This window comes from Brevundimonas terrae, assembly GCF_011761985.1.
GTDB lineage: Bacteria > Pseudomonadota > Alphaproteobacteria > Caulobacterales > Caulobacteraceae > Brevundimonas > Brevundimonas terrae.
The window spans coordinates 645,667-666,942 of record NZ_JAASQT010000002.1; the positions used below are offsets into that span (position 1 = coordinate 645,667).

Annotated in this window: 20 protein-coding genes; 12 read left to right on the top strand and 8 right to left on the bottom strand. The window is 59.2% G+C overall.

Features of this window, described 5'->3' with window-relative positions; genetic code table 11:
• Positions 1-108: 108 nt before the first annotated feature.
• A complete protein-coding gene (gene gltX, locus FHS64_RS07840; protein ID WP_167177431.1) occupies positions 109-1,443 on the top strand; it encodes a glutamate--tRNA ligase in 1,335 nt (444 codons plus the stop codon).
• Positions 1,444-1,534: 91 nt separating this feature from the next.
• On the opposite strand, the gene FHS64_RS07845 is transcribed toward gltX, so the two are convergent.
• Together FHS64_RS07845 and FHS64_RS07850 are read right to left on the bottom strand one after the other, a co-directional pair.
• Positions 1,535-1,828 (bottom strand): DUF8200 family protein, encoded by a 294-nt coding sequence (locus tag FHS64_RS07845; RefSeq protein ID WP_167177433.1) that lies wholly within the window; start codon positions 1,826-1,828, stop codon positions 1,535-1,537.
• Between the two features lie 125 nt (positions 1,829-1,953).
• On the bottom strand, positions 1,954-2,559 hold the full coding sequence (locus FHS64_RS07850; RefSeq protein WP_167177435.1) for an LOG family protein: 606 nt from the start codon (positions 2,557-2,559) through the stop codon (positions 1,954-1,956).
• A gap of 82 nt (positions 2,560-2,641) precedes the next feature.
• Here FHS64_RS07850 and FHS64_RS07855 point away from each other — a divergent pair, with 82 nt between their 5' ends.
• Positions 2,642-3,391, top strand: coding sequence for a hypothetical protein (locus tag FHS64_RS07855; protein WP_167177437.1), 750 nt, complete (start codon positions 2,642-2,644; stop codon positions 3,389-3,391).
• A 104-nt stretch (positions 3,392-3,495) separates the two neighbouring features.
• Here FHS64_RS07855 and FHS64_RS07860 read toward each other — a convergent pair whose 3' ends face one another.
• Entirely contained in the window at positions 3,496-4,662 is a 1,167-nt protein-coding gene (locus FHS64_RS07860; RefSeq protein WP_167177439.1) for a DNA cytosine methyltransferase, read from the bottom strand.
• Positions 4,663-4,731: 69 nt separating this feature from the next.
• Positions 4,732-5,910, bottom strand: coding sequence for a cystathionine beta-lyase (metC, locus tag FHS64_RS07865; protein ID WP_167177441.1), 1,179 nt, complete (start codon positions 5,908-5,910; stop codon positions 4,732-4,734).
• Positions 5,911-6,044: 134 nt separating this feature from the next.
• On the opposite strand from metC, the gene FHS64_RS07870 reads away from it, so the two are divergent.
• The gene (locus tag FHS64_RS07870) at positions 6,045-7,097 is read left to right on the top strand and encodes an amino acid ABC transporter substrate-binding protein (protein ID WP_243862857.1); all 1,053 of its coding nucleotides are present in this window, start codon (positions 6,045-6,047) and stop codon (positions 7,095-7,097) included.
• A 28-nt stretch (positions 7,098-7,125) separates the two neighbouring features.
• Positions 7,126-8,442, top strand: coding sequence for a dicarboxylate/amino acid:cation symporter (locus FHS64_RS07875; protein WP_167177443.1), 1,317 nt, complete (start codon positions 7,126-7,128; stop codon positions 8,440-8,442).
• Between the two features lie 3 nt (positions 8,443-8,445).
• Here the strand turns inward: FHS64_RS07875 and sseA are convergent, their stop codons facing one another.
• Positions 8,446-9,282 (bottom strand): 3-mercaptopyruvate sulfurtransferase, encoded by an 837-nt coding sequence (sseA, locus tag FHS64_RS07880; RefSeq protein ID WP_167177445.1) that lies wholly within the window; start codon positions 9,280-9,282, stop codon positions 8,446-8,448.
• A 152-nt stretch (positions 9,283-9,434) separates the two neighbouring features.
• Here sseA and kdsA point away from each other — a divergent pair, with 152 nt between their 5' ends.
• From kdsA to parC, 5 genes are all read left to right on the top strand, one after another.
• Complete coding sequence (gene kdsA, locus FHS64_RS07885) at positions 9,435-10,304, top strand: 3-deoxy-8-phosphooctulonate synthase (RefSeq protein WP_167177447.1); 870 nt, start codon at positions 9,435-9,437, stop codon at positions 10,302-10,304.
• A gap of 27 nt (positions 10,305-10,331) precedes the next feature.
• Positions 10,332-11,798, top strand: a complete 1,467-nt coding sequence (gene rfaE2 / locus FHS64_RS07890; protein ID WP_167177449.1) for a D-glycero-beta-D-manno-heptose 1-phosphate adenylyltransferase — start codon at positions 10,332-10,334, stop codon at positions 11,796-11,798.
• A complete protein-coding gene (gene rfaD, locus FHS64_RS07895) occupies positions 11,798-12,799 on the top strand; it encodes an ADP-glyceromanno-heptose 6-epimerase (RefSeq protein ID WP_243862858.1) in 1,002 nt (333 codons plus the stop codon). The genes rfaE2 and rfaD overlap by 1 nt, the downstream gene beginning before the upstream one ends.
• Before the next feature lie 80 nt (positions 12,800-12,879).
• Positions 12,880-13,920, top strand: a complete 1,041-nt coding sequence (locus FHS64_RS07900; RefSeq protein WP_341771112.1) for a DUF3089 domain-containing protein — start codon at positions 12,880-12,882, stop codon at positions 13,918-13,920.
• A 49-nt stretch (positions 13,921-13,969) separates the two neighbouring features.
• The gene (gene parC / locus FHS64_RS07905) at positions 13,970-16,171 is read left to right on the top strand and encodes a DNA topoisomerase IV subunit A (protein WP_167177451.1); all 2,202 of its coding nucleotides are present in this window, start codon (positions 13,970-13,972) and stop codon (positions 16,169-16,171) included.
• A gap of 30 nt (positions 16,172-16,201) precedes the next feature.
• On the opposite strand, the gene FHS64_RS07910 is transcribed toward parC, so the two are convergent.
• Positions 16,202-16,939, bottom strand: a complete 738-nt coding sequence (locus FHS64_RS07910; RefSeq protein ID WP_167177453.1) for an arginyltransferase — start codon at positions 16,937-16,939, stop codon at positions 16,202-16,204.
• A 116-nt stretch (positions 16,940-17,055) separates the two neighbouring features.
• On the bottom strand, positions 17,056-17,958 hold the full coding sequence (locus tag FHS64_RS07915) for a flagellar motor protein MotB (RefSeq protein WP_167177455.1): 903 nt from the start codon (positions 17,956-17,958) through the stop codon (positions 17,056-17,058).
• Positions 17,959-18,073: 115 nt separating this feature from the next.
• Here FHS64_RS07915 and FHS64_RS07920 point away from each other — a divergent pair, with 115 nt between their 5' ends.
• Positions 18,074-18,577, top strand: coding sequence for a flavin reductase (locus tag FHS64_RS07920; RefSeq protein ID WP_167177457.1), 504 nt, complete (start codon positions 18,074-18,076; stop codon positions 18,575-18,577).
• Positions 18,578-18,616: 39 nt separating this feature from the next.
• Here FHS64_RS07920 and hemB read toward each other — a convergent pair whose 3' ends face one another.
• Positions 18,617-19,624, bottom strand: coding sequence for a porphobilinogen synthase (hemB, locus tag FHS64_RS07925; RefSeq protein ID WP_167177459.1), 1,008 nt, complete (start codon positions 19,622-19,624; stop codon positions 18,617-18,619).
• A 232-nt stretch (positions 19,625-19,856) separates the two neighbouring features.
• On the opposite strand from hemB, the gene hemA reads away from it, so the two are divergent.
• Both hemA and FHS64_RS07935 read left to right on the top strand, forming a co-directional pair.
• Entirely contained in the window at positions 19,857-21,083 is a 1,227-nt protein-coding gene (hemA, locus tag FHS64_RS07930) for a 5-aminolevulinate synthase (protein WP_167177461.1), read from the top strand.
• Entirely contained in the window at positions 21,083-21,268 is a 186-nt protein-coding gene (locus tag FHS64_RS07935; RefSeq protein WP_167177462.1) for a DUF6898 family protein, read from the top strand. Before hemA ends, FHS64_RS07935 begins: the two co-directional genes overlap by 1 nt.
• The last annotated feature ends 8 nt before the right edge of the window (positions 21,269-21,276 follow it).

The following is a 21,276-nucleotide window of genomic DNA, read 5'->3' on the forward strand; positions in this document are numbered from 1 at the left end:
CCTTTTCTTTGTTTTGTCGATGGTGTCGGGGCAATAATGGTCTCGGTCCCTTGACTTCGCTCCACGGCGGCGCGACCAAACCGCCTCGTTTTGAGGTCAAAGGCTGCCATGTCCGTTAAGGTCCGTTTCGCCCCGTCACCGACGGGTAAGCTGCACGTAGGTAATGTGCGTACCGCTCTGGTGAACTGGTTGTTCGCCAAGGGGCAGGGCGGCTCGTTCGTGCTGCGCATTGACGATACCGATCTGGTTCGTTCGACCAAGGAGTCGGAAGACAATATCGAGATCGATCTGAAGTGGTTGGGTCTGGAATGGGACGAGCGTTACAACCAGTCCAAGCGTTTTGACCGTTACGAGGCCGCAGCCGATAAGCTGAAGGCGTCGGGGCACCTGTATCCTTGCTATGAAACGGCCGAAGAGCTGGATCTGCGCCGCAAGGTGCAGTTGTCGCGCGGTATGCCGCCGATCTACGACCGTGCGTCTTTGAACCTGACCGACGAACAGAAGGCCGCATACGAGGCCGAAGGCCGCAAGCCGCACTGGCGCTTCAAGCTGGAAGGCAAGCGCGTGTCGTGGGAAGATCTGGCCCGTGGTCATGCCGAGGTGGATACCGCCTCGATGTCGGACCCTGTGCTGATCCGCGCGGACGGCCTGTTCCTCTACACGCTGCCGTCGGTGGTCGATGATATCGATATGGAGATCACCCACATCATCCGTGGCGAGGATCACGTTACCAATACCGGTGCGCAGATCGAGATTTTCGAAGCTCTGGGTGCCAAGATGCCGGGCTTTGCGCACATGCCGCTTTTGGTGGGGGCCGATGGATCAGCCCTGTCCAAGCGCCTTGGTTCGCTGGCCATCATGGATATGCGCGCCGACGGCTATGAGCCGATTGCGATCACCAGCCACCTCGGCAAGATCGGTACCTCGGACAATCTCGAAATTGCGGCATCAATGCAGGAACTGGGCGAAGGTTTCAGCTTCTCCAAGATGGGCCGCTCGCCTGCGCGTTATGACGAAGCCGATCTGGGCCGTCTGAACGCTCAGGCATTGCAGGTCATGCCGTACGAAGTGGCCAAGCCGCGTCTTGCTGAACTGGGCGTCGATCTGGGCGAGGACTTCTGGAATGTGGTGCGTCCGAACCTGAATTTCTTCAAGGAAGTTGAAGGGCTGGCTGCGATTGTGAATGGTCCGATCACGCCGGTGATCGAAGATGCGGCCTTTGCCGAGGCGGCGCTGAAGCTGTTGCCCGAAGAAATCGGTGCCGATGTCTGGTCTGTCTGGACTGGTGCCGTAAAGGCCGAGACGGGTGCCAAGGGCAAGGGGCTGTTCATGCCTCTGCGTCTGGCCCTGACCGGACAGGCGCATGGGCCGGATATGGGTGCTATTGTGCCGATGATCCCGCGCGAGCGTCTTGTGGCCCGCCTTAAGGGCGAAACGGCCTGATCCATCGGATCGCCAGGTAATAAAGAAAGGCCGCTCCATCGGGAGCGGCCTTTTTTGTAGTTGTCAGTTTATCGGCGCTGGGCGGGATAAATCAGTCGGCGTTGCAAACGGCCAGTTCTTCGGCGGTCAGCTCGGTGCCTTTATAGGCAAAGGCCGAGACCTTGCCGATGCGGGCGACAACGCGGCGGCAAGCGCGCGGTGCCGGTTGGGCCGAGCCACCCGAAGCCGTGCACGAGGTGCCTTCACAGCGCCATGCAGCGCCATCGACGATCAGACGGCCGGCCGGAGCCTTGGCGGTGTCAACGAGGGTCGCGCGGGTAGCCGGCGCGTCGGCAAAGGCAGGGGCTGCAGCGAACAGAACAGCAGCGATAGCAATGGCACGCATGGTAGATCTCCTGAACCAAAAACCGGGGAGGACACGCAACAGAAAGGGGAGTTATGTGCGTTGTTTTTGGAGACTGTCAACATAGGTGAACGCTGATTTGTTAACGGCGTTCACTTTGTCGCACTTTATCGGGGATCGTGGCGGACGTGGGGCGTTGATTCGGATTCCTGCATCATTTTGATCGCTTCTTCGACGGAAGTCGCAACCGTATAGGCTTCGAGGAAGGAGGCGGGCGTCATGCCTGCTTTCACGGTCTCTTCCAGAAGGGTGAACAGGCTGTCCCAGAAACCGAGAATGTTGAGGAAGATGACCGGCTTTGCGTGCAGGTCGAGGCGTTTCCACGACAGAAGCTCGATGACTTCTTCCAGCGTGCCTACGCCGCCCGGCGCCACGACAAACACGTCGGACTCGTCATACATCATCTGTTTGCGCTGATGCATGGATTCCACGATCACGGTTTCGACCTCGTCGAACAGGCGTTCGCGGCTGCGTAGGAAGCGCGGCATGATGCCCACCACGCGACCGCCCTCTGCGTGGGCTGCGCGTGCCGATGCGCCCATCAGGCCAACGCCGCCGCCGCCATAAACCAGTCGCCAGCCCGCCTGTGCCGTCTGTTGTCCGAATGCGCGACCGGATTCGAGATAGGCAGGATCATTGCCGTCCGAAGAGGCGCAGAACAGGCAAACCGATTGGCCTTCATAAGGCGCGACAGTGGATTTCAGTTCAGTCATGGCAGCTCTGGCTGTGGGGGAAGGGGAGACAATACGCCTTGAAACGGGCATGGACTTATCTAGCAGAGAATCTGGGGGATGAGTGAAGATGAAACCTTGTCGGGTCGCCAAAACTTTGACCTGTGCTGCGGTTCTGTCGATATTCGCCTTGTCGGCATGCAAGCCTGCGGACCAAACCAAGATCGATCAGAGCATCTCGGGCACGGAATGGGTGCGGCCTCCGTCGCTGGAAAATGCGACCTGGAATGGAAATTCTATTCGCCTTGATGGCGAGGCAGAGCCTAACGGACGAGTTGTTCTGGCGGACCCTAGTGGCCGTGTTTATGCCGTCAATGCCAAGCCGAGCGGCAGTTTTGAAATCGAACTGAACGTCCCCGACCAAGGATTGTATCTGAAACCGCGATCGCAGGTTGGTCAGGAATTTATCGACGGACAAGGGCTGGTTTTTCTGAGGCCCGGTGAGCATCCGGTGGCAGTGACGCTAACGGATGGCGAGGCCAGTTACCGGTTGGCGCATAATAACGCTCTGGAAGCTGTCGATAGTGACGGGGCTATGCTGATTGTGTCCGGGCACGCATCGACAACCGCGATCCCGAAGCTGTTGGTGAACGGGCAGCCTATGCCGGTCGAGCTCGACGGGCTAGGACATTGGGCGGTTGTCTTGCCCGCGGGAACGGGGGCTGCGCTGATCCAGCTAGACGACAAGGCCTATCATTATCCCGGACTTGGGGCGGTGGAATCAGGTGTCGAGTTTGTTTCCGATGGCTGGCGCATTACGCGAAAAATCGGGGACAAGGCTGTGCAATCCACATGGTTGCCTGTCGATAGATAGCTGTTTGGTAATGAAATATTTACCGTTAATCTTTTGTTAACCAAAACAGATAGAACTAGGGACGTTCTCTGAATTTCGAGAGCACCCACCACCACCGAATACTTTTACCCGGCGCTTCTCGTGCCGGGTTTTTTCTGTTCGTTATCCTGCTGCATCATCAGAAGCGGCTCGAACAGATATCGGGCAAGGTGGCTGACGACGGGAACGGCCACGCCGTCTCCGGTCAGGTGATAGGCATCATTATAGTTTTTGGGCAGGCGATACTGGTCATCTAGTCCCATCAGACGTGCCGTCTCGCGCGGCGAGATCAAGCGCGAGCGGATACGACGCCCATCCACCACCATGATGATCTGACGACTGGAGCCGCCCGAAGGGGTTCTCAAACATCCCGCCACATCGTCAAAGCGCACTTCGGCACGTTGAACCTTGGTGCCGTCGGCCAGACGGCGCGTGCGCTTGTAGATGCCGCCAACCATGCGTCGGCCAGAGCGTTTGGCGGCTGTGACCTTGGCGAGATTAACGTCGGACATCTTGGCCAGAAGTGCGCGGGTTTCATCCATGGAATGCCATTCCACGCCCTTGGGCCGCTCTTCGATGATGTCGACAAAATCCAGAGGCCGTCGCGGCGGGGTTGGCAGGTTCCACCACAGCATTTTGGCGCGCACATCTTCCGGCAGGGCCATGGCTGCGCGGCGCAGGGGGGCTGTGTGGAAGGGCGCAAACGGCTCGGGTGATATCAGTTCGTCACTGATGGTAATGCTGTCGGCAATACCGATCACAAACAGGCGCGGGCGGGACTGGGGCACGAACTGGTCTGCATTGATAACCAGAGCGCCAAACCGATAGCCCGCCTCGGCAAAGGTCGTACAGATGCGAACAAAGTCGGCCCCGCCACGCGAGGTCAGCGCGCCACAGACATTCTCGACCGCAACAACCGGCGGCGCACGGCCTTCGGATTTTAGTTGCTCGATAAGGGCCCAAAACGTGTGGAAGGTGCCGGAGCGCTCTCCGGCCAGTCCTTTGCCCCATCCTGCCAGCGACAGGTCCTGACAGGGGAAGCTGCCCCAGCACATGTCCGCGTGACCGGGCAAATCACCGGATGTCAGATTACGGATGTCCCCGACATTCAGCTCGCCGCCGGTGCCCCAGTTGGCCTGATAAGAGAAACCCTTTTTGGCGTCGAAATCATTGGCAAAAGTGCAGTCCCAGCCTGCACCCAGCCCCTGACGCACCATGCCGCCGCCAGCAAAAAATTCATAGAAACTGGGCATCGAGACTTCTGTGGCGGGGAATCGGGACGCATCAGTGTGCGCCCCGACCCTACAGGCGGCAAGGCGGCTTTAGGTCGGCCAGGCACTTAGTCCACGATGAAGATCGGCGATCAGGTCATCTGTGTCCTCTAGGCCAATGTGAAAGCGCATAAGTTGCCCTTCCAGGTCGGCTTGGTGCAGGCGTTGTTCCAGTTGCGGCGTTTCGTATGTGACGAGGCTCTCGAAGCCACCCCACGAATAGCCCATGCCGAACAGGCTGAGGCCCGACATCAGGCGGTGTGCGTCCGCACGGCTGCCGCCCTTCATAACCACACCGAATAGCGAGGCGGCACCGTCAAACTGACTGTTCCACAGCTCATGGTGCGTGAAGGACGGGAGGGGTGGATATAGCACGCGCGAGACTTGCGGTTGCTGTTCTAGCCACTGCACGACTTTCATCGCTGACTGGAACTGGCTGCGGTATCGCAAGGGCAGGGTGCGAATACCGCGCAAGGCCAGCCATGCGTCATCGGGCGACACATGCCAGCCATTATCGTCAATGGTCTCGAATATCGTATCGGCCATAGCCTTGGTCGCAACCGAGATTGCGCCCATCAGGATATCGGAATGCCCACCGACATACTTGGTTAGAGCTTGCACGCTGATGTCTATGCCGTGTTCCAGCGGGCGATAGGCCAGCCCTGCACCCCATGTATTATCGACAATCGTGATGATGCCGCGTTCCTTACAGGCACGGGCCAGTGTGGCCATGTCCACCATTTCAAAAGTCAGGGAACCGGGCGCTTCGATCAGCAGCACGCGGGTATTGTCGCCGAGGCTGTCGATGATGGCATCGGTTGAGGCATCGGCAGGGTGAAAGCGTGTCTGAATGCCACGCTCGAACATATGGCGGGTCAGGAAACGGCGGGTGGGGCCATATACGGCATCCGTACACATCACTTCATCACCGGCACGCAAAATGGCTGTCAGCGGAACGGTCACGGCAGCCAGACCGGACGGCACGATCAGGCTGTCATGCGCGCCCTCCATGTCGGCCAGAATGCTGCGAAGTTGTCGCGCGGCCGAGCCACCTTCGAGACCGTAAACCGGACCATCGCGCGAACTGGTCATCTGGGCCGGATCGTCGCTGAGCATGGTCGACGCCCGCTCGATGGGCGGGTTGACGGGGCGACGTCCCTTGCCGCGCTGGGTGGCGGGGGAGATCAGACGCGTCGCTAGCGCTTTAGGGGGAGTTGAATCGTCGCTCATGGTTATCTCGGGTTGCGGCCAAGGGCATACAGGGGTCTAAAGGGTGCGGGGCGCAAGACGTGTATGGAGATTCAGGCATGGGATTGGCCGTCGGAATGCGGATTGCCTTGGTAGGTTTGGCAGTCAGCTTGACCTTGGCCGGTTGTCAACGTTCTGGTGATGACCGCAACAAAGCCGACACCCAGCCTCCCGCTGCGGCGACCAACCTGACCGAAATCGAGATGAGCAGCCCGACACTGGCAAGGGTGCTTCAACGCGGCCATCTGTTGTGCGGTGTACATGAAGGCTTGGTCGGGTTTGCCTACACGGACAATAAGGGTAACTGGCGTGGTTTCGATGTTGATTTTTGTCGGGCCACGGCTGCGGCATTGTTCGGCGATCCCGATGCTGTCCGCTTTGTCCCGCTGACCGCCGCCCAGCGTTTCCAGTACCTGTCCGAAGGTCGGGTGGATGTGTTGTGGCGCAATACCTCGTGGACGATGAGCCGTGATTCCAGCGGCGAACTGACGTTTGCGGGGATCAACTATTATGACGGGCAGGGTTTTCTGGTCCGGCGCTCGCTGAACCTGTCCAGTGCGACCGAGTTGAACGGCGCGCGTGTGTGCGTTCATGCCAATTCGACCAACGAACTGAATGCCGAAGATTTCTTCCGTACGCGCCAGATCGAGGTCCGGCCTGTGATCCTGCCGACCGAGGAGGAGGCTCGCCAAACCTACCTGCGCGAAGGGTGTGATGCGCTGACGGGAGATGTGTCCGCACTGGCGGCGGCCCGCAGTTTGATGACCGACCCGAGGCAGCATGTTCTCTTGCCCGAGGTGATCTCCAAGGAAGCGCTGGGACCGGTGGTACGCGCGGGCGACGAGCGCTGGGCCAATGTTATTCGCTGGGTGTTGAACGCCCTGATTTCAGCTGAAGAGCTGGGCCTGACCCAAGACAGTGTGATGCGCATCAAAGAGGGCGAAGGCTCGGCCGATGTACAGCGCCTGCTTGGCTATGAGGGGGAATTCGGCCCGCGTCTGGGCTTGAGCCGCGAATGGGCGCGCGATGCCGTGGCTGCGAGCGGCAATTACGGCGAGATTTTTGAACGCAATATCGGGCGTCAGTCTGCTCTGGGTCTAGAGCGCGGATTGAATGCCCAGTGGAACGCACCGGAGAGTGGTTTGATCTACGGCCTGCCTATTCGTTAGGGGGCCAAACCGAAGGAGAGGGGGATCTATGGATCAGGTAGAAAAACGCGGTTTGCCGCTGCATGTGTTGATGTTGATCGGCTTTGCAGTGGGGCTAACTGGCGGACTGATCGTCAATGCGACGATTGGGGGCGATCACTACTGGGTCCAGCAGGTCACTCAAAATGTCACAGGCCCAATCGGCCAGATATTCCTGCGACTGCTCTTCATGCTGGTATTACCCTTGCTGTTCTCGGCATTGGTTGTCGGCGTGGCGGAAATGGGCGACCTCAAGGTTCTGGGCCGCGCCGGTATCAAGAGCCTGTTGTTCACCGTTTTAGTATCGACCATTGCGGTGGTTATCGGTCTGGTGATGGTGAACCTGTTCCGTCCGGGGGCCGGTGTTGATCCGACCGTGGCGGCGCAACTGCTGGAGCAGGGCAAGGCGGGGGCTGCCAGCATTGTCGAAAATGCAAAATCCGGTACTTCTGGTACCAACTTCTTCGTCGAGTTGATCCCGAGCAATGTGTTCAAGGCGGCCGCCGACAACGACATTCTGCCGGTCATGGTCTTTGCCCTGTTGTTCGGTGTCGGTGTGGTGATGGTGCGTAACAGCGCCACCGATCACATGCTGAAATCGCTCGAAGGTCTGTTCGAAGTGATGATGAAGCTGATCGGCCTCGTCATCAAACTGGCTCCGTATGCGATTGCCTGCCTGATGTTCAACCTGTCGGCACTGTTCGGTCTGGACCTTCTGGTGCGTCTGGCGGCGTTTGTCGGCGTGGCGGTCGGGGCCATGGCAATCCACATGTTCGTGGTCTATCCGCTGCTGGTCTGGACCATGGGCGGCATGTCGCCGATCAAGTTCTTTTCCAGCATCCGCGAGGCGATGGTGGTGTCGTTTTCGACGGCCTCGTCCAATGCGTCCTTGCCGGTGTCTTTGCGCGTTGCCGAACAGGAACTGGGTCTGCCGCGCAAGATTGCCCGCTTTGTCCTGACGGTCGGCGCGACGGCAAACCAGAACGGTACGGCTTTGTTCGAGGGGGTGACGGTACTATTCCTCGCCCAGTTCTTCGGCGTTGATCTGACACTGACCCAACAGTTCGTCGTGATGCTGATCTGTATTCTGGGTGGCGTGGGGACGGCGGGCGTACCTGGCGGTTCTTTGCCGGTGGTGGCGATGATCCTCGGCATTGTTGGCGTGCCGGTCGAGGGGATCGGCCTGATCCTTGGTGTCGATCGCTTCCTTGATATGTGCCGGACCACGCTGAACGTCACGGGGGATCTGGTCGTCGCAACGGTGGTGTCGCGGGGCGAGGAAGATACCGGCTATGATGAAGGCGATGTCAGGCCATCGGTTGGTTGAGTATCAGGGCTGGATGGGGGTGTCGGTACGACTCCCCCATTCACTCCACGAGCCGTCATAAAGCCGCGAGGACTTGCCCAGCAGGGTCAGGCCCAGCGTCAGAATGGCAGCCGTAACGCCCGAACCACATGTGGTGATAACGGGGCGATTCATATCCAGTCCAACTGACCGGAAAGCGGCCTCCAATTCGGGGCCGTTTTTTATTGTGCCGTCGGGATTGAGAAGCTGTCCGAACGGCAGGTTAAAAGCACCGGGCATGTGGCCGCTTCGGACGCCGGCGCGCGGTTCGGGCATACTGCCGTTAAAGCGGGCGCTGCCACGCGCATCAAGAATCTGGGTTGTGCTGCCTAGCGCGGTTTTGACGTCATCCAGAGAGGACACAGGGTCCTCATTGAATACGGCGTCAAAGATCACGGCGTCGGGTGTTCCGGCAGGGCCGGATACGGTTGGCCGTCCCTCGGCCTTCCACTTGGGCAATCCGCCATCCAGTATGCGGACATGGTTTGCCCCATACAGCTTGAACATCCACCAGAAGCGCGCTGCCGAAAACAGGCCCTGCGCGTCATACACGACGATGGTGTCGTTACGGCTGATGCCCGCCTTGCCAACGACCGTGGCAAAATGGTCGGGCGAGGGCAGGGTGTGGGGCAAGGGTGAATCGGGTGCGGATATCTGTTCCAGATCGAGGAATATCGCACCATCGATATGTTCGACCTTGTAATCTGCATAGGCATCGCGGCCATCCAGCCACCAACTGCCATCCACCAGTTTCAGCGCGCCGCGATCCAGAAGCGCAGCTAGTTCTTCTGTCGAAATCATGGGGGAGGCAGGGTTTGTCATGCGTTCTTTCTATCACATCTAGGGGTTAAACGCAGGGTGTGGTCAGGCCGGATAGTGGCATGGTATCTTGCGTTTAACCGCATCAGACGCCACCTGATGTTTCAGAATCAGGGTGTTGAGTCGCGCCCGCCTATTAGTTTGAAAGCTCTGCTGTGACCCTTCCTAACGCTGTCATCGAACTCTCCCAAGGTCTGGCCAAGCCGGTCATCATCGGCGGTGGTAACCGGATCGCTTTCATCGCTGGCCCGTGCCAGATGGAAAGCCGCCAGCATGCGCTGGAAACCGCGCACCAGCTGAAGGAAATCGGTGACCGCCTGAATGTCGGCATCATCTACAAGACCAGCTTCGACAAGGCGAACCGCACCAGCGCCAATGCCGCACGCGGTATCGGCCTGAAAGACGCAATGCCGATCTTTGCCGAAGTGCGTGAAACCTATGGCTTGCCGACCCTGACCGACGTCCACTCCGAGGCCCAGTGCGGTCCGGTGGGCGAAGTCGTGGACGTGTTGCAGATTCCGGCCTTCCTGTGCCGCCAGACCGATCTGCTGCTGGCCGCAGCAGCCACTGGCAAGGCCATCAACGTCAAGAAGGGCCAGTTCCTCGCGCCTTGGGACATGAAGAACGTCATCGCCAAGATCACCGGCGCGGGCAATCTGAACGTCATGGCCTGCGAGCGTGGCGCTTCGTTCGGCTACAACACCCTCGTCAGCGACATGCGCGCCCTGCCGGAACTGCGCTCCATTGGTTGCCCCGTTGTGTTCGATGCGACCCACAGCGTGCAACAGCCGGGTGGTCAGGGCACGTCTTCGGGTGGTCAACGCCAGTTCGTGCCGGTTCTGGGCCGTGCTGCTGTGGCGGTCGGTGTGGATGCTGTCTTCATGGAAACCCACCAAGACCCCGACAATGCGCCGTCGGACGGTCCGAACATGGTTCCGCTGGACAAGTTCGAGGCTCTGGCTGCCGAACTGATCGCTTTCGATGATCTGGCGATCAAGATTGGTGCAAAGGGACCAGTGGCCTGATCGGCCTGAATCCGGTAGCTCAGCATTATGGCTGAACGTTCTTTCGATCTCGCTGAGCTCCGCAATCTTCTGGAGCGGATCAAAAGCATCAAGGTCGCCTGTGTGGGCGACCTGATGCTGGACCACTTCGTCTATGGCGAGGTGAACCGCATTTCTCCCGAGGCACCGATCCCGGTGCTGAAGGCCCGCCGCACGGTGTCTATGCCGGGCGGTGTGGGCAATGTGGCACGTAATATTGCGGCATTGGGAGCTGTCTCGCGTCTTGGCGCTGTGACGGGACAGGATCGCGCCGGTGATGAACTGGCGGCGCTGATTGATGCCGATACCCGTATCGAGGACAAGATCCAGCGACCGGATGATGCCCATACGATCGTGAAAACCCGCTTTGTCTCTTCGGGCCAGCAACTGCTGCGTCTGGACGATGAAGTGGGCCTCAGCCCTGCCTATCGGGACAAGAGCGTTTTTGACCACGCCAAGGCCATTCTGGTCTCGGATTATTCCAAAGGCGTTGTCGATAGCGACTTGATCGAGGCCGCGCTGTGGGCCGGTCGTCAATATGGCGCGCCGGTGATCGTTGATCCCAAGGGAACCGATTTTGCCCGCTATGGCGCAGCGGACGTGGTCAAGCCGAACGCCAGTGAACTGGCCGCTGCCACGGGCATGCCGACGGGGACCGACGAAGAGGTCGAGGCGGCACTGGCGGCACTGTTGGATAAAACGACGGTGAAGGCCGTGGTCGTCACCCGTGCAGGCAAGGGTATGAGCCTGATCCAGCGCGGTGGCGAGGTTCAGCACTATCCGGGCCGTGCGCGCGAAGTGTTCGACGTGTCGGGTGCCGGTGATACCAGCCTTGCGGCACTGGGACTGGCGCTTGCCGCAGGTCTGACGCTGGGACAGGCGGTCCAGTTTGCATTGCTGGCTTCGGGTGTCGTTGTAGGCAAGGCGGGGACCGCTATCGTCACGCCACAAGAACTGATCGATGCCGAAGAAGACGAGGTTGGTCGTCCGCTGATGGGCGATGTGGTGGCAGTCGATGATCTGGCTGAAACCGTCGCCCGTTGGCAGACTGATGGCCTGAAGGTCGGGTTTACCAATGGCTGTTTCGATATCCTGCATCGTGGTCACGTCACCTATCTGGCGCAGGCGCGTCGCTGGTGCGACCGGTTGGTGGTGGCACTGAATACCGATGCATCCGTTAGCGCGCTCAAGGGGCCCAGCCGTCCGGTCAATAATCTGGAAAGCCGCGCCAGCGTGATCGGCGCCTTGGCCAGCGTGGATGCAGTGACCTTCTTTAGTGATGATACGCCACTTGCCGCGATCAAGCGTCTGCGACCCGATGTGCTGATCAAGGGTTCGGATTACACCAAAGAACAGGTGGTCGGAGCTGCCGAGGTCGAAAGCTGGGGCGGTGAAGTACGCCTTGCCAGTTTCGAGGACGGCTATTCCACCACCAAGACCATCGAAAAAATGACTGCAAAGACGGACAAGGCCTGATGACCCCGCGTATGATTGTTGTGACGGGTGGAGCGGGCTTTATTGGCTCCAACATCGTGGCCCATCTGTGTGAAACACAGGCATGGGACGTGGTGGTGTGCGACCGTCTGGAAACGGCGGACCTTGGCAAGTGGAAGAACATCGCCAAGCACCCGATTGCCGACTTCTGGCAGCCCGAAGAGCTGTTCGAGCAACTGGAACGCCACGCGGATCAGATCGAGGCCGTCATTCACATGGGGGCGATCTCCTCGACGACCGAGGCGGACGCAGACCTGATTATCCGCACCAATTTCAGCCTGTCGCGTGATATCTGGGACTGGTGCTCCATTCGCAATGTGCGGATGCTCTATGCGTCGTCGGCGGCGACCTATGGCGACGGCGAGCAGGGCTTCGAGGATCGCGATGATCCTGAGAGCTTGAATGCGCTTCGCCCTTTAAATGCCTATGGTTACTCAAAATATCTGTTTGACCAGTATGCGGTGCGTCAAGCCGATCGCGATCAGGCACCACCGCAGTGGGCCGGTCTGAAATTCTTCAATGTCTATGGTCCGAATGAAGGCCACAAAGGCTCGATGAAGTCTGTCGTCGCTCAAATCTGGCCCAAGGTCGCAGCAGACGAAACGATCAGCCTGTTCAAGTCGCACAACCCGAACTATGCCGATGGCGGACAGCTTAGGGACTTCGTGTTTGTTGACGACATTGTCTCGATCATCAACTGGCTGCTGCTTCGTGATGATGTGAGCGGTGTGTTTAATGCAGGCTCGGGTCAGGCGCGATCCTTTGCTGATCTGGCCAAGGCCACGTTTGCAGCGGCAGGTAAGGAAGCCAAGATTTCCTATATCGACATGCCCGAAAGCATCCGCGACCGGTACCAGTATTTCACCGAGGCCAGCATGGATCGCTTGCGGGCTCTGGGTTACGATGGCCAGCAGACGCCGCTTGAAGAAGGCGTCCGTCGCTACGTCCAGAACTACCTGTCGAGCGGGGATTCCTATCGGTGATAAAATCACGCCTTAGCTTAAAGCATTGGATTAGACTGACGCTATTTGCGATTGTTTTTCTGGTTCTTTTGGCCTTGGTGGTGTGGCGCGGTGATATTGTCCGAGCGGCACTGGACCCTCAGGTTCCGTTCCAGACCTATACCCCGCCTGACGCACCTGATTATGCCCGTGCCGATAGCTGGGCTTTGCGCGATGTGAAGATTGCGGGCGCTGAAGATGCAGCGGTGTTCTTCGTGCATTCCACCACGTTTGATGGCGGGCATGAATGGAATGGCCGGATCGGCGACGAAAAAGCCGATGCCTATCTGGAGCGCATAGTCCTGCCGAACTTCGCAGGTCCGTTTGCTATGGCTGGCTCCGTCAGCGTGCCGAAATACCGACAGGGCAGCCTGTATAGCCGTCTGACCTTGCGTGACGATGCGCGTGAAGCGCGGGCCTTTGCCTATCGCGACATTGAGGCGGCTTTTGATCACTGGATCGCGCGTCACCCGCAAGGGCCGATTGTGCTTGTTGGCGTAGAGCAGGGTGCAGAACTATTGGCGCGCTTGCTGCGCGACCGTGTGGCCAAGGATGCCGCTCTAAGGGACCGTCTGGTCGCGGCCTATATGATGGACGCTATGATCCCGCGTGATGCCATTGACCTGCCGGTCTGTTCGCGCCGCGAGGAAAGCGGCTGTCTGGTGGCATGGTCCATGGTGGACGAGGGCAAGTCAGGAGCCATTCCCCGCAGGCAGCGCCGCGCCCTTTTCTGGGACGAGCGTGGCCAACTGGTTGAATCCGGCAACCGGCCTATAATCTGCGTCAATCCGGTCAGCGGCTCGTCCGATGAAGTGAAAACCGAGGCCCGCCGTCATTTGGGCGCGGCCAACGCCGCAGGTCTGGAATGGGGTGTGCGTCCGGCATTCATCGACCGTGTCGTCGAGGCCCAGTGCCGCGAGGGTTTCTTGCGCAATACGCCGTTGAATTCCGAGTCCTTCCGCGAGAACAGATCATGGACGGATCGCCGCAAAGCCAAGCCCTATAATCTGTTCTATGCCGACACCATGGCCGATGTTCAGGCACGTCTGGCGGCATGGCATGCAAAGAAAGCCACCACTTTTTCCGCTTCGCCCCCAGCCTAGTTACAGAGTGGGCTAGACTTCTTCGTCCTGATCCTCGATTCGATTTCGTATGACCGTCCATACCAATCCGCCGCAAGGCGGCCGCATCGTTGAAGAACCGATGGCCGAGGCGCTGTCGCGCCGTTATCTGGCCTACGCGCTTTCGACGATTACCAACCGTGCGCTTCCCGATGTGCGTGACGGCTTCAAGCCGGTCCACCGCCGCATCATGTACGCCATGCACCAGATGCGCCTGAACCCACAGTCTGCGGCGCGTAAATGCGCCAAGGTGGTGGGTGAGGTCATGGGTGGATATCACCCGCACGGCGATGCATCGATTTATGAGGCGCTGGTCCGTCTGGCGCAGGATTTCGCGCAGCGTTATCCGCTGGTCGATGGTCAGGGTAATTTCGGCAATATCGACGGCGATAGCGCCGCCGCCATGCGTTACACCGAATGCAAGCTGACGCCTGCAGCGGTGCTGCTGCTGGAAGGTATCGATCAGGACTCGGTCGATTTTCGTCCGACCTATGACGATCAGGACGAAGAACCGATGGTTCTTCCTGCGGGTTTCCCGAACCTGTTGGCTAACGGGTCGTCGGGCATTGCGGTGGGTATGGCCACCTCGATCCCGCCGCATAATGTCGGCGAGCTGATTGATGCGTGCCAACTGCTGATAGACAGGCCCGAAGCCACGACCGCTGATCTGGTGCAGATCGTACCGGGGCCGGACTTCCCGACGGGCGGTGTTTCGGTTGAAGGCCAGGCCTCCATTCTTGAAGCCTACGAGACGGGACGCGGCGGTGTGCGTCTGCGTGCCCAGTGGGTGAAGGAAGAACTGGAACGCGGCACCTGGCGTGTGGTGATTACCGAGGTTCCCTATCAGGTCCAGAAGTCCAAGCTGATCGAACAACTGGCCGACTTGATCGAAAATAAAAAGGCCCCGCTGTTGGGCGATGTGCGCGATGAATCGGCGGAGGATATCCGCCTGATCCTCGAGCCCAAGTCGCGCACCATCGAGCCTGAAATGCTGATGGAAAGCCTGTTCAAGCTTTCCGATCTGGAAGTGCGTTTCCCGATCAATATGAACGTGCTGGACGCCACGGGCACGCCACGTGTCATGGGCCTGAAGGAATGCCTGCGGGCCTTCCTCGACCATCGCCGTGTGGTGCTGAACCGCCGTTCGCAGTGGCGCATTGCCCGCATTGAAAAGCGCATGCACCTGCTGGAAGGTCTGCGGCTAGTCTTCCTCAATCTGGATGAGGCGATCCGCATCATCCGCGAGGAAGAGCAGCCCAAGGCGGCACTGATCGCGCATTTCAAGCTGACGGAGCTTCAGGCCGATTTCATTCTCGATACGCGCCTGCGTCAGCTGGCCCGTCTCGAAGAGATGGTCATTCAGGAAGAATACGACAAACTGGCCGCAGAACTGGCCGCTCTTCAGGCTCTGACCTCGTCGGAAGCCAAGCAGTGGAAGGCCATCGGCAAGGAGCTTCAGGCTGTCCGCAAGGCCCTGCTGTCGCCGCGTCGCACCATTATCGCCGACGCCGTGGATTCCTCGGCCTTTGTCGCGCCCGAGGCCTTTATTCCTCGCGAGGCCATCACCGTCATCCTGTCGGATCGTGGATGGATCCGTGCGGCCAAGGGCAAGGTGGATGATCCGTCGGAACTGAAGTTCAAGGAAGGCGACAAGCTGGGCTTCCTCGTGCCGGCCTATACGACCGACAAGCTTCTGATCGGGGCATCGGATGGCCGTATCTTCACCATTGGCGCGGACAAGCTGGCATCCGGTCGTGGGCATGGTGAGCCGCTACGACTGATGATCGACCTTGATGAAAAAGCCGATATTATCAATGTATTGGCGCATGAACCTGATGCAAAACTGCTAGTGGCTTCGGCGGCGGGCTATGGCTTCGTGGCCCCCGAAAATGATTTGCTGGCCCAGAAGCGCGGCGGCAAGCAGGTTCTGAACGGCGACATGAAGGCCATGATGCGCGTGACCGGCGATCACATCGTGACCATTGGCGACAACATCAAAACCTTGATCTTCCCGATTGCCGAACTGCCCGAAATGGGCCGTGGCAAGGGCGTGCGGTTGCAAAACTTCAAGCAGGGCGGCCTGGCCGACGTGGCTGTGTTCAACGCTGAAACCGGCCCGGAATGGGTCGATGGCGGTGGCCGCAAACGCAAGTGGGACGACTGGCGTGACTGGCTGGGCAAACGTGCCGGTGCGGGCCGTCAGGGGCCGCGCGGTATGCGCAAGTTCCGATAAGTATAGAAAAGGGGGCGAAAGCCCCCTTTTTTAGGGCTGTATCGGCTGCCAACCAAACAGGGTCAGTCCCTCAAGCGGCTGATACTGCGATTTGTAGTCCATGGTCGGCGAGCCCTGCACCCAATAGCCCAAATAGACATAGGGCAGGTTGATGGTGCGAGCCTGATGCAGGTGGTCCAGCACCGCATAGCGCCCCAAGCTGCGGTGCGGCATTTCGGGATCGAAGGCGCTGTAAACCAGTGACAGGCCATCATTCAGAAGATCGGCCAGTGTAAACCCGACCAGTGTGCCGCGCTTTTCGTTACCGTCCCGCAGCCGGTATTCGACGATATGGGTGCGGACTGTGCTGTCCTCGACCATCGTCATAAAGTCGCTGCCGTTCATCTCGTTCATGCCGCCGTCGGGGTGGCGGGCCGCCAGATAGGTTTTCAGCAGGTCGTATTGCTCATCGGTCGCAACCGGATCGACGACGAAGCGGTCCAGATCGGCATTGCGATTGATGATCTTGCGATTGGTACGGTTGGCGACAAAGCGATCGACCGGAATGCGTACCGAGACACAGGCCGCACATTGCTCGCAGGCGGGACGATAGGCGATGTTCTGGCTACGGCGGAAACCGGCATGTGACAGGGCGTCATTGACGCTGGCAGCATCGGCAAACGGCAGATGGGTAAAGACTTTGCGTTCTTGCTTGCCCTTCAGATAAGGGCAGGGCGCTTCGGCAGTGACAAAGAACTGTAGCTGTCGCGTGGGGACATGTTCGGTCATACCGCCAAATCCTTTTGGCGAAGCGAAACCGGATCACTGGAACAGGCCATAATCATAAGGCGATATGTCGCCCCTTGCGCGATTTACGCAAGGGGATGGACATAGACTTATTGCGTCTACAGGCTGGTATCACGCGGTAAAACAGGGGCTTCGCGCAGCAGGACAATGGCAATGCGACGGTTGCCAGCCAGTGCGGGATCATCCGGATACAGCGGATCGGAACCCGCCTTGCCATTGACCGAATAGACGCGGTCCATATTCACACCGGCAGCCTGCAGGACCAGACGCGAAGCATCGGCACGGGCAGCGGACAGCGGCCAGTCGCCGGCTGCGCTGGCGCGGTTGGAACCGGCGGCAGAGCTGGTATGGCCGGATATGGTGATACGGTTCGGCAACTGGTTGATGACGCGGGCCACGGCACGCAGCAGGGTCTGGGCGCGTGGATTGGGGCGCGAGGAGCCATTCTCGAACATCGAACGTCCTTCCTGATCGACCAACTGGATACGCAGACCTTCGGGGGTCTGGTCGATAATCAGCTGTTTCGACAGTTCGGCCAGTTCCGGCATGGTCTGCATGGCTTGGCGCAGGGATTCAGCGGCGCTGGCAAAGTCTGCGGCTTCGCGGCGGGCAATCTCGGCACGAAGAGCCGATTCACTGGCGGAGGCCAGATCGGAGGACTGTCCGGCTTCTTCGGGGGAATCCGGTGCGGGCGGTGCCATTTGCTCGATCACCGAGTTGGAACCGGCACCCTTGGCCCCTTCGGCGTCGCCCAGAGACGTGCCGCCCAGAATCCCACCCGAACCGGAGGTGCTGGCCGAGACACTGGAAGGGGCAAAATATTCGGCAATGCCTCGCTTTTGTTCGGGGTCGGTCGTGTTGATGAGCCACATCAGCAGGAAGAAGGCCATCATCGCGGTTACGAAGTCGGCATAGGCCACCTTCCACGCGCCACCGTGGTGGCCGTGTCCCTGAACCTTTTTGACCTTCTTGATCAGAATGGGCCGATCACTCGATGCCATTATGCGCAACCTTAACCTTAGTCTTTAAGCCTGTTGATGCCACACGGGCCGTTAAGAAGCGGTTGCGGTGTCGCACACACTTGCTGTGCTTGGCGGTAAGTCCTAGTCAGAGGGCGTGACTGGACTGATTGAAAATACCGAAGCCTTTGATCCCAAAGCCTATCGCCGCGCGCTGGGTGGCTTTGCCACGGGCGTTTGCGTTGTGACGGCCCACACCAAGGACGGGCCGCTCGGGATTACCGTGAACTCGTTCACCTCGGTATCACTGGACCCGCCGCTGGTGCTGTGGTGCATGGATATCAAGTCTGACCGCCATGATGCCTTTGCAGGCGCAGACCGTTTTGCGGTCCATATGCTGCCTGTCGAGGACAAGGAGATGTCCGACCGTTTTGCGTGGGGTGTTGCCCGCCTGAGCGAGGACGAGTTCGAGACTGCAAACCCCGAACCGCCATGCCTGCGCAATGCGGTGACACGTCTGGATTGCGACATGCACCAGCAGATCGTCATGGGCGACCATCTGGTGATTGTCGGCCATGTGCGCGGTTTCGCCACCCGTCCGGGCGATGCCCTGACCTATTTCCGTGGCAAATATGGTCAGGCTGTCGATCCGACGATCTGACCATAAGTAAAAGGCGAGGGGGCAGATGCCCCCTTTAACTCAGCCCTGCATCTGGCGCGCTGCGGTCGGCGCGAAATAGCTGATGATGCCGGATGCGCCAGCGCGTTTGAACGCATGCAGGCTTTCCAGAATGACGCGATCACCGTCCAGCCAGCCATTCTGGATGGCGGCCTGCATCATCGCGTATTCACCGGACACCTGATAGGCGAAGGTCGGAATACCAAAGGTCGAGGTGACGCGCTGGACGATGTCCAGATAGGCCAGACCCGGCTTGACGATGACGGCGTCAGCCCCTTCGGAAATGTCGATGGCGACTTCGCGCAGGGCTTCTTCGGTGTTCGCAAAGTCCATCTGGTAGGTCTTCTTGTCGCCGGTCAGCGATTTGGACGATCCGACGGCATCGCGATACGGGCCGTAGAAGGCCGAAGCGAACTTGGCCGCATAAGAAATGATCATCGTGTCCGAATAGCCATTGGCTTCCAGAGCATTACGGATGGCTTGAATACGGCCGTCCATCATGTCGGACGGGGCCACAGCATCGGCACCGGCATGGGCATGGATGAAAGCCTGTTCCTCTAGGCGCTCGATAGAAGCGTCGTTGAGGATTTTGTTGCCTTCCATCACGCCGTCATGGCCGTGGTCGGTGTAACAGTCGAGCGCGACATCGGTCATGATGCCGATTTCCGGCACAGCATCCTTGATGGCGCGGATCGTCTCGGGGATCAGGCCGTCCGGATCGGTTGCGCCGCTGCCGGTATTGTCCTTGGGCGTATTCGAGATGTTCGGAAACAGGGCGATCATCGGGATGCCCAGATCGCGGGCCTCGCGGGCGGCATTAACCGCTTCTTTGCGAGACAGGCGGAACATGTCGGGCATGGACGAGACGGCGACTTTGTCTTCATCGCCATCATGGACAACGATCGGCCAGATCAGGTCGGACGGAGTGAGCGTGGTTTCAGCAACCAGACGACGCACCCACGGTGCCGTGCGCAAACGGCGCGGACGTGCATAGGGGAAGGCGGCGGGCTGGTAGGGAGGGATGCTCATGGCAGTAGTCCTTGAAACGCGAACGGCGGTGCTAGACCAATCCGCCGCATCACGCAAAACACGTGATGAAACCGTAACTTTCAGTTGTTTCCAGTGGGTATGAAGTGTCGGTGCGTGTGCGAACGATTATCACCTAGTCGGGCTGGGGCATTTTGTCCCTCGACGAGCGTGGACATACGTCTAACAAGGGTCCAAATAAGCTAAAGCCCATATAAAGAAAAGAAACGCAGTTTTGTTCGACTATAAATCCGCTTTTCAAAACTCTGTAGAGCAGGTCCGTAGCGAGGGCCGTTACCGTGTCTTTGCTGATCTGAAGCGCGTGCGTGGCCAATTCCCCTTGGCCACCCGTCGTCGCGAGGATGGAACCGAGCAAGACGTCGTGATCTGGTGCTCGAACGACTATCTGGGTATGGGCCAGCATCCGGCGGTTCTGGACGCCATGCATGATGCGCTGGATACGGTCGGTGCGGGCGCGGGCGGTACGCGCAATATTTCCGGCACGACGCGCTCTGCGGTGGACCTGGAGGCCGAACTGGCTTCGTGGCACCAGAAAGAAGCTTCGCTGCTGTTCACCTCGGGCTATGTCGGCAACGAGGCGACCCTTTCGACCCTGCAAAAAATCCTGCCGGGTCTGATCATTTTCTCCGACGCCCTGAACCATGCCTCGATGATCGAAGGCATTCGTAATGGCGGCGGCCCGCGTCATATTTTCCGCCACAACGATCTGGCCCATCTCGAAGAACTGCTGGCGGCAGCACCTGCCGGTGCGCCCAAGCTGATCGCCTTTGAGTCTGTCTATTCGATGGATGGCGACATTGCCGACCTGAAGGGCACGATTGCTCTGGCGCGCAAATACAATGCCATGACCTATCTGGACGAAGTCCATGCGGTTGGCCTGTATGGTGCCACGGGTGCCGGTGTGGCCGAGCGCGATGGTGTGCAGGACCAGATCGACATTATCGAATGCACCATGGGCAAGGCCATTGGTGTGATGGGCGGTTATATCGCTGCCGACGCCGTAATCGTGGATGCGGTTCGTAGCTGGGCTTCGGGCTTTATCTTCACGACCTCGCTGCCGCCCGCACTTACCGCTGGTGCCTTGGCCTCGGTGCGTCACCTGAAGCAACATTCCGAACTGCGCGAGCAGCATCAAGAACGCGCTCAGGCTCTGAAGGACCGCTTTGCCGCGGCGGGCCTGCCGGTCATGCCGTCGGAAAGCCACATCGTGCCGGTGCTGGTGGGCAATCCGGTCCACTGCAAGAAGATTTCGGACATGCTGCTGGATGACTACGGCATTTATGTTCAGCCGATCAACTACCCGACTGTGCCCAAGGGTACCGAACGCCTGCGCTTCACGCCGTCGCCGAACCATGACGACGACATGATGAACAAGCTGGTCGATGCGATGGACAAGCTGTTCTCCCACTGCAACGTGGCGCGCCGTCCGGTTGCGGCCTGATGAAACGCGATGCTGAACTCGGCGATATTATCGTCGAGTTCGTTCGCAACGGTGCCTATCTAAAATGCTCGGCGGTGCATGTGAAAACAGGCGTCGAAGTGTCGGCTCTGGGCCCAGCGCGTGAGCCCAATGCAGTCGAGCGCGTGGCTGTGGCCAAGCTGAAACGCGCATTGGAAAATCGCTGACCTACTAG

Coding starts and splice junctions, on each gene's coding strand:
- metC (WP_167177441.1), bottom strand. CDS start 5,910: ATGAGCGACGATTCAACTCCCCCTAAAGCGCTAGCGACGCGTCTGATC.
- rfaD (WP_243862858.1), top strand. CDS start 11,798: ATGACCCCGCGTATGATTGTTGTGACGGGTGGAGCGGGCTTTATTGGC.
- gltX (WP_167177431.1), top strand. CDS start 109: ATGTCCGTTAAGGTCCGTTTCGCCCCGTCACCGACGGGTAAGCTGCAC.
- parC (WP_167177451.1), top strand. CDS start 13,970: ATGACCGTCCATACCAATCCGCCGCAAGGCGGCCGCATCGTTGAAGAA.
- FHS64_RS07915 (WP_167177455.1), bottom strand. CDS start 17,958: ATGGCATCGAGTGATCGGCCCATTCTGATCAAGAAGGTCAAAAAGGTT.
- FHS64_RS07910 (WP_167177453.1), bottom strand. CDS start 16,939: ATGACCGAACATGTCCCCACGCGACAGCTACAGTTCTTTGTCACTGCC.
- FHS64_RS07935 (WP_167177462.1), top strand. CDS start 21,083: ATGAAACGCGATGCTGAACTCGGCGATATTATCGTCGAGTTCGTTCGC.
- rfaE2 (WP_167177449.1), top strand. CDS start 10,332: ATGGCTGAACGTTCTTTCGATCTCGCTGAGCTCCGCAATCTTCTGGAG.
- FHS64_RS07860 (WP_167177439.1), bottom strand. CDS start 4,662: ATGCCCAGTTTCTATGAATTTTTTGCTGGCGGCGGCATGGTGCGTCAG.
- hemB (WP_167177459.1), bottom strand. CDS start 19,624: ATGAGCATCCCTCCCTACCAGCCCGCCGCCTTCCCCTATGCACGTCCG.
- FHS64_RS07875 (WP_167177443.1), top strand. CDS start 7,126: ATGGATCAGGTAGAAAAACGCGGTTTGCCGCTGCATGTGTTGATGTTG.
- FHS64_RS07845 (WP_167177433.1), bottom strand. CDS start 1,828: ATGCGTGCCATTGCTATCGCTGCTGTTCTGTTCGCTGCAGCCCCTGCC.
- FHS64_RS07850 (WP_167177435.1), bottom strand. CDS start 2,559: ATGACTGAACTGAAATCCACTGTCGCGCCTTATGAAGGCCAATCGGTT.
- sseA (WP_167177445.1), bottom strand. CDS start 9,282: ATGACAAACCCTGCCTCCCCCATGATTTCGACAGAAGAACTAGCTGCG.